Annotated in this window: 12 protein-coding genes, 1 tRNA gene and 1 pseudogene; 10 read left to right on the top strand and 4 right to left on the bottom strand. The window is 69.8% G+C overall.

All coding sequences use genetic code 11. The features are described from left to right. The first annotated feature begins 169 nt into the window (after positions 1-169). Positions 170-868, top strand: a complete 699-nt coding sequence (locus RI578_RS13480; RefSeq protein WP_310871313.1) for a hypothetical protein — start codon at positions 170-172, stop codon at positions 866-868. A gap of 202 nt (positions 869-1070) precedes the next feature. Beyond that, positions 1071-1625 (top strand): PadR family transcriptional regulator, encoded by a 555-nt coding sequence (locus tag RI578_RS13485; RefSeq protein ID WP_310871314.1) that lies wholly within the window; start codon positions 1071-1073, stop codon positions 1623-1625. A 224-nt stretch (positions 1626-1849) separates the two neighbouring features. Here RI578_RS13485 and RI578_RS13490 read toward each other — a convergent pair. Then, positions 1850-2533, bottom strand: a pseudogene (locus RI578_RS13490) (transposase); the annotation flags it as partial. Between RI578_RS13490 and RI578_RS13495 the strand changes: the two are divergent. The 5 genes from RI578_RS13495 to RI578_RS13515 all read left to right on the top strand — a co-directional run bounded on the left by RI578_RS13495 (position 2457) and on the right by RI578_RS13515 (position 7210). Continuing rightward, positions 2457-2954, top strand: a complete 498-nt coding sequence (locus RI578_RS13495) for a transposase (protein ID WP_310871315.1) — start codon at positions 2457-2459, stop codon at positions 2952-2954. The pseudogene RI578_RS13490 and the gene RI578_RS13495 overlap by 77 nt on opposite strands. A gap of 559 nt (positions 2955-3513) precedes the next feature. Next, positions 3514-4236, top strand: coding sequence for a M50 family metallopeptidase (locus RI578_RS13500; protein ID WP_310871316.1), 723 nt, complete (start codon positions 3514-3516; stop codon positions 4234-4236). Between the two features lie 159 nt (positions 4237-4395). Next, on the top strand, positions 4396-5712 hold the full coding sequence (aroA, locus tag RI578_RS13505; protein WP_310871317.1) for a 3-phosphoshikimate 1-carboxyvinyltransferase: 1317 nt from the start codon (positions 4396-4398) through the stop codon (positions 5710-5712). Positions 5713-5724: 12 nt separating this feature from the next. Beyond that, positions 5725-6738 (top strand): ribosome small subunit-dependent GTPase A, encoded by a 1014-nt coding sequence (gene rsgA / locus RI578_RS13510; RefSeq protein WP_310871318.1) that lies wholly within the window; start codon positions 5725-5727, stop codon positions 6736-6738. Between the two features lie 148 nt (positions 6739-6886). Continuing rightward, entirely contained in the window at positions 6887-7210 is a 324-nt protein-coding gene (locus RI578_RS13515) for a multidrug efflux SMR transporter (RefSeq protein ID WP_121749126.1), read from the top strand. Positions 7211-7220: 10 nt separating this feature from the next. Here RI578_RS13515 and RI578_RS13520 read toward each other — a convergent pair whose 3' ends face one another. After that, a complete protein-coding gene (locus RI578_RS13520; RefSeq protein WP_310871319.1) occupies positions 7221-7847 on the bottom strand; it encodes a TetR/AcrR family transcriptional regulator in 627 nt (208 codons plus the stop codon). Between the two features lie 584 nt (positions 7848-8431). On the opposite strand from RI578_RS13520, the gene hisN reads away from it, so the two are divergent. Both hisN and RI578_RS13530 read left to right on the top strand, forming a co-directional pair. Beyond that, positions 8432-9232, top strand: coding sequence for a histidinol-phosphatase (gene hisN, locus RI578_RS13525; protein ID WP_310871320.1), 801 nt, complete (start codon positions 8432-8434; stop codon positions 9230-9232). A 146-nt stretch (positions 9233-9378) separates the two neighbouring features. After that, positions 9379-9786 (top strand): CBS domain-containing protein, encoded by a 408-nt coding sequence (locus tag RI578_RS13530; protein ID WP_310871321.1) that lies wholly within the window; start codon positions 9379-9381, stop codon positions 9784-9786. Between the two features lie 102 nt (positions 9787-9888). On the opposite strand, the gene RI578_RS13535 is transcribed toward RI578_RS13530, so the two are convergent. Continuing rightward, positions 9889-11340 carry a catalase gene (locus RI578_RS13535; protein ID WP_310871322.1) on the bottom strand — a complete coding sequence of 484 codons (1452 nt, stop codon included), beginning with the start codon at positions 11338-11340 and terminating at the stop codon, positions 9889-9891. 144 nt (positions 11341-11484) lie between these two features. On the opposite strand from RI578_RS13535, the gene RI578_RS13540 reads away from it, so the two are divergent. Beyond that, positions 11485-11901: a Fur family transcriptional regulator gene (locus RI578_RS13540; protein ID WP_310871323.1), complete on the top strand. Its 417-nt coding sequence runs from the start codon at positions 11485-11487 to the stop codon at positions 11899-11901. Between the two features lie 127 nt (positions 11902-12028). On the opposite strand, the gene RI578_RS13545 is transcribed toward RI578_RS13540, so the two are convergent. After that, positions 12029-12102, bottom strand: a tRNA-Met gene (locus RI578_RS13545). Between the last annotated feature and the right edge of the window lie 23 nt (positions 12103-12125).

The raw sequence follows: 12125 nt of genomic DNA on the forward strand, positions 1-12125 counted from the left end.
CCTCGCCCAGGCCGCAGGCTTCGCTGCCGTCGTCCCAATACTGGTTCTCGGCTTCTCCCAGCGCTCCGCCGTGGGTGAAATATCACCGATCACCGTCTCAACCCCGTACAACTTCCTCAGTTGGCTGCTCTCTCCCGGCCAGGGCCTCCTCCCCGGTGTCCTGACGTTCTTGCTCCCCCCGACTGCCCTCGTCGCCATGGCCCTCCTCGTGGCACGCCGGCACGCGGCCCCGCCCCTGACCCTCACCGTCGGTCTGCCCTGGCTGGCTGTGCCCCCGCTGCTTCTCATGGCCATATCCATCCATCACCCCCTCTTCGCTTACCGCTACCTGCTGTACTGTCTGCCAGCCCTAGCACTGCTGCTCGCGGCGGCCTTGAGCGTCCTCCCACGACCGGCGCAGCTGCTGCTCGCACTCATGCTGGCCATCCCCTTCGCCCTGTCCCACCAAGCCATACGTCAGCAGGACAGCCGCCCATGGGACACCAAGAGCCTCATCGCCACTCTCCAGGACCGAGCCGCCCCCGGGGACGGCGTCCTCTTCAGCGGCGGCCGATGCGACCTGATCGCCTCCGCCTATCCGGAGACCTTCGCCCGCCTCCCAGACCTGGGCACCGCCCAGACGGCCGCCGAGCGCGGCACGGTGAACAGCCTGCCAGCCAACCCGGCGCTTCTGGAGCGTCGCCTGTTCAGGGCAACCCGCGTTTGGCGTATAGCCTGCGTCCATCTTTCCCCCGGCTCCGGCAAGTTCGCCGCCCGCGCCTCGGCCGCCCAAGAGCAAGCCCTCGCCCACGCGGGCCTCTCACCGGCCTACCGAGACAAAGCTCAGGGCATAAACATAACCCTCTACCAACGCCCAGCCCCCGAGTAGGTACTGATGACGCTCCAGCGCTCAGCGCAGCAAATGAGGGCCCCGCTGGGCGCTACGGCGCGTGGATAGTTACGGCATCCTCAGGACTCGTGTGGCTCAAAATCGGCCGCCAGAGAGGGGCGGTCACTCAACGCTGTTGGAGCAGCCGTCACCAGATTCCTGCCCCGCGTGGCAACCAGCCACATGATGCATACTGGCGTCCGTGAGCATCCCATATGTGCTGCTGGGAATCTTGGCCACTGGACCGCAGCACGGCTACGAACTCAAGAGGCAGCACGACGCCCGCTTCCCAGAGGCGCGGCCACTTGCCTACGGACAGGTCTACACAACGCTTCAGCGTTTGGCACGCGATGGTCACATCGAGGTTCTCGACACTCAAGCTGACGGGGCACCCGAACGGACCCGATATTGCGTAACGCACGACGGAGTCAAGAAGCTACGCCTCTGGTTGGCCGAATCCATACCACCAGCACCATTCATTACCAACGAGATCTTCGCCAAACTGGTCGTCGCTCTGCTGGATGGCGACCGAACGGTAGCCGCGGGGATGCTGAGCCGTCAGCGCGACATGTACAAGTCACGGGTTGAGGAGCTGCTTGCAAGAAGGGAGGCCGTAGAATCCTCTCCGGCCGCAGCCCTGTCGCTGGATTATGCCTTCGACCACCTTGCAGCCGATCTACGCTGGTTGGATACGGTCGCCGAAGTAGTCGACGACCTGGGCGAGGAGATCAGCAACACTGGTCAGCGTCACGCATGACGCCGTCCCGAGTCCGGGATGGTTCACCGCTCCGCTCGACTGCACCCCTGATCGCGCCCGCTAGCCTCGATCTTTCGTGACGGTCTGTCGGTTTCTTCGGCAGGCGTTTTGGCCGTTCGGGCCGGTGGTGGTCAGGCTGATGGCCCGGCTGCCACGTCGGGTGGGCGCCGGGTTCCACGGCTCCGGTCGGGGTGGTGCTGCTTGCAGGGACAGGAACGTGCTGGTCAGCCGGGGTTCGGGCGGGCTTCGAGCCGCGCCAGGGCGTCGGTGATCACGTCGGTCCAGGGCCAGTAACGGGCGAATCTCAGGTGCCGGCGGCGAGCGGTGGTGACGAGCTGGGCGGCTGCGGAGAAGAGACGGAGCCGGAGACGGCGGAGCTCCCACCTGCGGATCTCGCCGGTCAGAGCGAGCATCGGCATCCAGGCCAGCAGGTCCAGGGCGAGCTGGACGATCTCCCGCCAGATCTGGTTCTGCGCGGTGTTGTGCAGGGGCAGGTTGCGCAGGCCGGTGGCCCGCGCGGCCCGGATGCGGTCCTCGGCCCGCGCCCGCTGGCGGTGTCGCAGCTCCAGTGCCGCGATCGGCATGACGGTGGTGTTGGTGGCGAAACGGGTCATCCGCAGTCCGTCGGCGTCGATCCTCAACTGGGCACCGGGATGGGGCCGTTCCTTGCGGACGATCAGCCGCATTCCCCTCGGCCAGCCCTTCAGACAGTCGCCGGACAGTTCGGCGACCCAGGCGCCGTCCCGGATCTCCCCGCCGCGCTCGATCGCTGCCGCCCAGGGCGTGGCGGGAACCTTGAGGGCGGCCTGGTGGATTTGCTCGGTGATGGTCATGCCGACCGAGTACGAAAGCCACCGGCCGCGCTCGGCGAGCCAGGCGACGAACTCGTGGGCGCCGCCGCCGGAGTCGAAACTGCACGTTCTGACCGACGCGCAGGGACTGCCCGTGGTCGTCGGGGTGCCCGCCGCGAACGTCAACGACGTCCAAGCGCTTCGCCCACTCACCCTCGGGATCCCGGCCGTCCGCTCACGCCGCAGCCCTCGCCGACGACGTCCCAACAAGGTCCGGGCCGACAAGGCGTACCACTCTGCCGGCAACCTGGCGTGGCTGCGCGAACGCCACATCACTCCACGGATCGCCCGGCCGGGCGTGGAGTCCCCCGAACGCCTCGGAAGGCACCGATGGAAGGTCCAGAGAGCGATCTCATGGCTCTTCGGATACCGCCGCCTGACCATCCGCTACGAACGCAAGGGCAGCCACTTCCTCGCCCTCCTCGGGCTCGCGGCAGTCATGACCTGCTGCAAGAAGCTCGCCAAGATCGCCACGTGAGACACCGTCTTGCCAACGAGCCAGGCCGATGCCGCCGGTGCTCATGCACGGTGTGAGCGTCATCGCGGTTGAGGGCCGCCAGCGACCAGCCTGGGCGCACTCCACGGCACCGGGAGTGCAGCGCCAGGCTCACGGCGGAGACCCCGAGCCAGTCACGGACCGGGTTCTGAAAGGCACCATGTGAACCAGGCACTCAACGATCACCGGTGCCTCACGGTGTGGCCTTGGTCACGCTGCATCTGAAGCAGCCACATACGGCCCACACAGGCACACCGGGATTGGTACGAGCCTCGCACTCACGGACCAGCGCCTCGTGTGCAAGGAGATCAGCACCAGCCCAGCACGGAACGGGTTCCCTGGGGTGATCACAGGTGTCTACAGGTCAGCACGCAGTCAGCACGGGTAAAGCAGGAGCCCCGGATCGCTCCGGGGCTCTAACACTGTGACCTGCATGTTTGCCGTCAGGAACGATCCCTGTTACGCCAGCGTCTCAGATACCGTCCGCACATACGTGCCACACTGCCAGACCCCGCGCTGATACGAGGAGCCCTCACCGAACATGGACCACCTCGCTACGGCCTCGCTCACCTCCCTCTGGGACGAGGTCTCCGGCACCCAGCCCGATCCCGACCTGTGGGTGGTCATCGCGACCCTGGCCGCCGCGCTCGCCGTCGTCGTGCCGCACGGGCTGTGGCGGATAGCGCGCAACGCCATCACCATCGCCCACGAGGGCGGCCACGGGCTCGTGGCCCTGCTCACCGGGCGCACGCTGACCGGCATCACGCTGCACTCGGACACCAGCGGCCTGACCGTGAGCCGCGGCAAGCCGCACGGGCTCGGGATGATCCTGACCGCGGTCTCCGGCTACACCGCTCCCCCGCTGCTCGGTCTCGGCGGCGCCGCGCTGCTGGCCGCGGGGCGCATCACCCTGCTGCTGTGGCTGGCGACGGCGCTGCTGGTCGCCCTGCTGGTGATGGTCCGCAACGCGTACGGGGTGCTGACGGTGGTGGTCACCGGCGCCACGTTCGTCCTGGTGTCCTGGCTGGCCGGGCCGCAGGTGCAGGCGGCGTTCGCGTACGCGGTGGTGTGGTTCCTGCTGCTCGGCGGGGTGCGGCCGGCGTTCGAGCTGCAGGCCAAGCGGGCACGGGGCGGCGCCGGGGACTCGGACGCGGACCAGCTGGCCCGCCTGACCCACGCACCGGCGGGGGTGTGGTTCTTCCTGTTCCACGCGGTGTCGCTGTGCTCGCTGATCGGCGGGGTGCGCTGGCTGCTGGAGCTGTGAGCCGGGGCACGTCCGGCCCGACGCTCCCGCATACCGGCCCCACGCCCTCGCATATATGCAGGGCAATTGCGCAGTCGAATTGCACTGTCACGCTTTCGGTCAGGTTTCGCCGCTTTTGATCAAGATCTCCGATCGTCCTCAGCCATTAAAGTGGGGCCCATGACCGTGAACCCCACGCACACCGCCCTCTGGCCCGCCCCGCACGCGAGCGGGGCCGTCGACGCGACCGTCCACGTGCCCGGGTCCAAGTCGGTCACCAACCGCGCCCTGGTGCTGGCCGCGCTCGCCTCCGAGCCCGGCTGGCTGCGCCGCCCGCTGCGCTCCCGCGACACCCTGCTGATGGCCGGTGCGCTGCGCGCGATGGGCGTCGAGATCGAGGAGGGTGTCGGTCCGGACGGCACCGGCGAGTTCTGGCGGGTCATCCCGGCCGGCCTGCGCGGCCCGGCCACGGTCGACGTCGGCAACGCCGGCACGGTCATGCGCTTCCTTCCGCCGGTCGCCACGCTCGCCGACGGCGCCATCCGCTTCGACGGCGACCCGCGTTCGTACGAGCGCCCGCTGCACGGCGTGATCGACGCGCTGCGCGTGCTGGGTGCCCGCATCGACGACGACGCGCGCGGCGCGCTGCCGATGACCGTGCACGGCGGCGGAGCCCTGGAGGGCGGCCCGGTCGAGATCGACGCGTCGTCGTCCTCGCAGTTCGTCAGCGCCCTGCTCCTGTCCGGCCCGCGCTTCAACCAGGGTGTCGAGGTCCGCCACACCGGTTCCGCGCTGCCGTCCATGCCGCACATCCGCATGACCGTCGACATGCTGCGCTCGGTCGGCGCCCAGGTCGACACCCCGGAGTCCGGCGGCGAGCCGAACGTCTGGCGGGTCACGCCGGGCGCGCTGCTCGGCCGCGACCTGACGATCGAGCCGGACCTGTCCAACGCCCAGCCGTTCCTGGCGGCGGCGCTGGTGACCGGAGGCAAGGTCGTGGTCCCCGACTGGCCGTCCCGCACCACCCAGCCCGGCGACCGGCTCCGCGAGATCTTCACCGAGATGGGCGGTTCCTGCGAACTGACCGACTACGGGCTGGTCTTCACCGGATCGGGTGCCGTGCACGGCATCGACGTCGACCTCGGCGAGGTCGGCGAACTGACCCCGGGCATCGCCGCCGTCGCCGCCCTCGCGGACTCCCCGTCGACGCTGCGCGGGGTGGCGCACCTGCGCCTGCACGAGACGGACCGCCTGGCCGCGCTCACCAAGGAGATCAACGAACTCGGCGGCGACGTCACCGAGACCGCCGACGGCCTGCACATCCGCCCGCGCCGGCTGCACGGCGGGGTCTTCCACACCTACGAGGACCACCGCATGGCAACCGCCGGCGCGATCCTCGGCCTCGCGGTGGAGGGGGTGCAGATCGAGAACGTGGCGACGACCGCGAAGACCCTGCCCGAATTCCCCGACCTGTGGACCGGGATGCTCGGGGCGTAGGGACGGTTCGCCATGCGCCGCTACGGCAAGCACACCGACGAGGACGACATCCGCTCCCGCCCCAACCGCAAGGGCAACCGGCCGCGCACCCACACCCGGCCCAAACACGAGGACGCCGCCGAGGGCCTGGTCCTCACCGTGGACCGCGGCCGGCTGACCTGCCTCGTCGAGGACCGGGTCGTGATGGCGATGAAGGCCCGCGAACTGGGCCGCAAGGCCGCGATCGTCGGTGACCGGGTGGCGCTGGTCGGTGACATGTCCGGCAAGAAGGACACCCTCGCCCGCATCGTCCGCATCGAGGAGCGCACCTCCGTCCTGCGCCGCACGGCGGACGACGACGACCCCTACGAGCGGGTGGTCGTCGCCAACGCCGACCAGCTCGCCATCGTCACCGCCCTCGCCGACCCCGAGCCGCGTCCCCGCCTGATCGACCGCTGCCTGGTCGCGGCGTTCGACGGCGGCCTCACCCCGCTGCTGGTCATGACCAAGTCGGACCTCGCGCCGCCGGACGAACTCCTGGAGCTGTACGGGGCGTTGGACATCCCCTACGTCGTCACCAGCCGCGAGGGCCTGGAGAACGGCGCCGCGGCCGACCTCGTACGGGAGCATCTGGACGGCAAGATCACGGCCTTCGTCGGGCACTCCGGCGTCGGCAAGACGACACTCGTCAACACGCTGGTGCCCCAGGACCGCCGCCGCGTGACGGGCCACGTCAACGCGGTGACGGGCCGCGGCCGGCACACGACGACCTCAGCGCTCGCCCTGCCGCTGTCCTCCGAGGCGGGCGGCTGGGTCGTCGACACCCCGGGCGTACGGTCGTTCGGCCTGGCGCACATCGACCCGTCACGGGTGATCAACGCCTTCCCCGACCTGGTGCCCGGCACGGAGGGCTGCCCGCGCGCGTGCGGTCACGACGAGCCCGACTGCGCGCTGGACACGTGGGTCGCCGAGGGACACGCGGATCCGGCGCGGCTGTACTCGCTGCGCCGACTGCTGTCGACGCGGGAACGGAAGGAAGGCGACTGACCTTCGCGTTGTTTGCCGTGCCCTGCCACCGGTAAGTGCATAATCGCACCAAGCCGGATCCAAGCCTGAGCAAAGCCGGACGTAGCGACCATATGAAGAAGACCAGGCGACGCAGCGGTCACGGTACGGGACTACGGGAGGACAAGACATGGCGTGGCTGCTGGTCATAGTGGCCGGGGTGCTCGAAACCGGCTTCGCGGTCTGCCTGAAGCTGTCGCACGGCTTCACCCGCCTCTGGCCCACCATTGCCTTCTGCGTCTTCGCGCTGGGCAGTTTCGGCCTGTTGACCCTCGCCCTGAAGAAGCTCGACGTCGGTCCGGCGTACGCGGTGTGGACCGGCATCGGTGCGGCGGGCACCGCCATCTACGGCATGGTCTTTCTCGGCGATCTGGTGTCGACCCTGAAGATCGTCTCGATCAGCTTCGTCATCATCGGCGTGATCGGGCTCCAGTTGTCGGGCTCGGCGCACTGACGCATCGCCGCTAGGCCGTCAACTGGCGCGGCAGGGCGGTGCGTACGAGTTCCGCCACCCCGCCCTCGGCGGGCGGCGCCGCGACGCAGGACAGGGCGAGACGCACGGCCAGTTCGCAGGAGCGGGCCAGCTCGGTGGTGTTCGACGGCGGGAGCGGGCCGGCGCCGTTCAGGGCCGCCACGGCACGGTCGCGTACGAGGGCGACGAAGTCCCCGGGCGAGGGCAGCGGACCGTCGGCCCGGCGCTGGGCCGGCACCGCGGAGGCCGACGGCACCGCCGTCAGGGTCGGGGCGGGCAGCCGCTCGCTCCAGCAGCCGGTGAGCATGGCCCGTACCAGCGCGTTCTCGCGGGCGGCGGACGTGGTCCACTCCGCGGTGGCGGTGAGCCGTTCACGAAGGTCGACGGCACCGCCGGGACCACCGGCGAGCGCGCGCTCCACGCCGGCCAGATACCCGTCCGCCTCCCTGCGGACGAGCGCCCTGGCGAGGCCCTCCTTGCTCCCGAACTCGTTGTACAGGGTCTGCCGGGACACCCCGGCCGCCGCCGCCACGTCCACCATCCGCACAGCGGACCACGGCCGACGTGCCAGCGCCGTGTAGGCGGCATCGAGCAGGGACTCCCGGGCTGCAGGCACCATCGCCTCCCTCGGGCCGAGCGACTTGGTGCCCAGATTTGACGGGTATGGGAGCACTGTCAAGAGCCCTCGCACGGGCATCCGCTTCCCCCGCCGCGGCTGCGGGCAGCCGCTTCCCGGCGCAGTCCCGGCGTAGCTGCGGGCAGTCACTTCCCGGCGCAGTCCCGGCGCAGCTGCGGGCAGTCACTTCCCGGCGCAGTCCCGGCGTAGCTGCGGGCAGTCGTGCCGCTGGGGCGGCACGGGTGGGCGCAGCGGCACCCCGCGACGCCGGGCAGCGCACCGGCCTCCGCCCGGGCCCGACAGACCGCACCCCACCAACACCGGGCCGCGCACCCACCTCCACCCAGCCCCGGCAGACCCGCACCCCGTCAACACCGGGCCGCGCACCCACCTCCGCCCCGCACCGACCATACCCGCACCCCGCCACGCCGCACCACACACCCACCTCCGCCCCGCACCGAGCACACCCGCACCCCGCCAACACCGGGCCGCACACCCGCCCGTCACCACCGCCCAGCCCCGGATCCCACTCCGCCCCGCCAAACCCCTGGTAGCCCCGCCCCGCCCCCGACAGATACCGTGACCGCATGCCCGACTACCTCGACGACCTCCGCCTCGCCCACGTCCTCGCGGACGCCGCCGACGCCGCGACGATGGAACGCTTCAAGGCCCTTGACCTGAAGGTCGAGACCAAGCCGGACATGACCCCGGTGAGCGAGGCGGACAAGGCCGCCGAGGAACTCATCCGCGGCCACCTCGCCCGCGCCCGCCCCCGCGACGCGGTCCTCGGCGAGGAGTACGGCGTCGAGGGCACCGGTCCCCGCCGCTGGATCATCGACCCGATCGACGGCACCAAGAACTACGTGCGCGGCGTCCCCGTCTGGGCCACCCTCATCTCCCTCATGGAGGCGGGCGAGGGCGGCTACCAGCCCGTCGTCGGCCTCGCCTCCGCCCCGGCCCTCGGCCGCCGCTGGTGGGCGGTGAAGGACCACGGCGCCTTCACCGGCCGCAGCCTGACCTCGGCCTCCCGGCTCCAGGTCTCCCAGGTCTCCGCCCTCTCCGACGCCTCCTTCGCGTACTCCTCGCTCAGCGGCTGGGAGGAGCAGGGCCGGCTCGACGGTTTCCTCGACCTGACCCGCGAGGTGTGGCGCACGCGCGCGTACGGCGACTTCTGGCCGTACATGATGGTCGCCGAGGGCTCGGTCGACATCTGCGCCGAACCCGAGCTCTCCCTCTGGGACATGGCCGCCCCCGCGATCATCGTCACGGAGGCAGGCGGCACCTTCACCGGCCTCGACGGCCGCCACGGCCCGAACAGCGGCAACGCGGCGGCGTCGAACGGGCGGCTGCACGACGAGCTTCTCGGGTATCTCAACCAGCGCTACTGAGCGCCTTCCTGACGCCCCCCCCTACGCGCCCCCGCCCGCCCTCTTGTTGACCCGTGCTTTGCCTGCCACTCTGAGAGTCCCCCCACTTGTGAACTTGTGAATCCATGAACTAACTCATGGATCACCGGCAGGAGGTGGCTCCACCCATGCTCGTCCGCGAAGCCATGAGCACGGTAGTCCTCACCATCGGCCCCGCCCACACCCTCCGCCAGGCCGCCGCACTGATGTCCGCGCGCCGCGTCGGCGCGGCCGTGGTGTACGACCCCGACGCCGGCGGCATCGGCATCCTCACCGAACGCGACGTCCTCGTCTCCGTCGGCATGGGCCAGGACCCGGACATCGAACGCGCCCACGCCCACACCACCACCGACGTCGTGTTCGCCGCGCCCTCCTGGACCGTGGAGGAGGCGGCCCGGGCGATGGCGCACGGCGGCTTCCGCCACCTCATCGTCCTCGACCGCGGCGAGCCCGCGGGCATCGTCTCGGTCCGCGACATCATCCGCTGCTGGGCCCCGGAACGCTCGCGCCCCGAGGCACCGGCGGTGATCGCCTGACGACGGCTCGCCGACGACACTCCGGCTGACACGACGAACGGGCCGGACCCCCGTACCCGGGGATCCGGCCCGCCGCCACGACAAGCGGTCCAGTGCTGGACGTCAGCCGCGCAGGGCCTGGACCGCGGCCTCCAGCCGCTTGCCGAAGTCGCCGTCGGCCTGACGGAAGTTGTTGATCGCGCGCTCGATGATGTCGTCGCGCGAGACGTCGGAGAGGGCGCCGGCCATGTTGTCGATCAGCCGCTCCTTCTCCTCGTCCGTCATCAGCCGGTAGAGGTTGCCCGCCTGGACGAAGTCGTTGTCCTCGGCGTGCGACGGAGTCGCGGTCTCGCCGGTGACACCGGAGACGGCGACCGGCTGCCACAGGGGCTTGTCCGTCTGGAACGGGCCGCCGAAGCTGTTCGGCTCGTAGTTCTTCGCACCCTTGTGGCGGCCGTCGTACAGGTAGCCGTCACGGGAGTTGGTGCGCGCCTCGGTGGCGTGCGGACGGTTCACCGGCAGGTGGTCGGCGTTGATGCCGACGCGGTAGCGGTGGGCGTCGCCGTAGCCGAACAGGCGGCCCTGGAGCATCTTGTCCGGGGACGGGCCGATGCCGGGCACGAAGTGCGCCGGGGAGAAGATCGACTGCTCGACCTCGGCGAAGACGTTCTCCGGGTTGCGGTTGAGCTCCAGCTTGCCGAACTCGATGACCGGGTAGTCCGCGTGCGGCCACACCTTGGTCAGGTCGAACGGGTTGAAGCGGTACTTCGCGGCCTCGGCGACGGGCATGATCTGCACGCCGACGGTCCAGGACGGGAAGTCGCCGCGCTCGATGGCCTGACGCAGGTCGCGCTGGTGGGAGTCGGGGTCCGCACCGGCGAGCTTGTCGGCCTCGGCCTGCGTGAGGCACTTGATGCCCTGGTCGGTCTTGAAGTGGTACTTGACCCAGAAGGCCTCGCCGGCCTCGTTGTTCCACTGGAAGGTGTGCGAGCCGAAGCCGTCCATGTGGCGGTACGACGCCGGAATGCCCCGGTCACCGAACAGCCAGGTCACCTGGTGCGTCGACTCCGGCGACAGGCTCCAGAAGTCCCAGACGTTGTCCATCTCCGTCGAGCCCGTGTAGGGGTCCCGCTTCTGGGTGTGGATGAAGTCCGGGAACTTGATGGCGTCCCTGATGAAGAACACCGGGGTGTTGTTGCCGACGAGGTCGTAGTTGCCCTCTTCGGTGTAGAACTTCAGCGCGAAGCCGCGCGGGTCACGGACGGCGTCCGCCGCGCCCAGGTTGCCGGCCACGGTGGAGAAGCGGAGGAAGGTCTCCGTCTCCTTGCCGACCTCGGACAGGAACTTCGCCCGGGTGTACTTGGTGACATCGGCGGTCACCGTGAAGGTGCCGTAGGCGCCGGCGCCACGGGCGTGCACGACACGCTCCGGGATGCGCTCACGGTTGAAGTGGGCCAGCTTCTCCAGCAGGAGCTGGTCCTGGACGAGCACGGGGCCGCCGATGCCCGCGGTCTCACTGTTCTGGTTGTCGGCTACCGGAGCCCCGGCCTCCGTAGTGAGCGGTCCCTGTGTCACGTACGCCTCCTGCGCCAATCCTGCAAAACCTGTCCCTTGGCTAATGCCACTCCCGATCCTACAATGGACAATGTCTAAGTCAAGTAAGACTCCAAAGTCACACACGTTCGGGACCTGGTCCCCCTTGCTGTTAGGCTGGTCTGTATGAGTGACCTACTGGAACGGCTGCGTGGACGCGGCTGGCGCATGACCGCGCAGCGGCGCGTCGTGGCCGAGGTCCTCGACGGCGAACACGTCCACCTGACGGCCGACGAGGTGCACGCCAGGGCTGTGGGCAAGCTCCCGGAGATCTCCCGGGCGACCGTCTACAACACCCTGGGCGAGCTCGTGTCGCTCGGTGAGGTGCTGGAAGTCGCGACGGACAAGCGCGCCAAGCGCTACGACCCGAACGCGCACCAGCCGCACCACCACCTGGTCTGCGCCCAGTGCGGCGCGATCCGCGACGTCCACCCGATCGGCAACCCGCTGGCCGACCTCCCCGACTCGGAGCGCTTCGGCTTCACCGTCTCGGACGTCGAGGTGACGTACCGCGGCACCTGCCCGAACTGCGCGGCGGCGTAAGCCCCCTCCCCTCGCACGAGAGCCCCGGCACCGTCAGGCGCCGGGGCTCTTTCGCGTGAGTGCCAACGCGTGGGTGCCAACGCACCGAGGGCCGGAACCCTTTCGGATTCCGGCCCTCGGCCTTCAGTAGCGGGGACAGGATTTGAACCTGCGACCTCTGGGTTATGAGCCCAGCGAGCTACCGAGCTGCTCCACCCCGCGTCGATGAATGGAACATTACGTCA

The organism is Streptomyces sp. BB1-1-1, from assembly GCF_031597775.1.
Taxonomy (GTDB): Bacteria; Actinomycetota; Actinomycetes; order Streptomycetales; family Streptomycetaceae; genus Streptomyces; species Streptomyces thinghirensis.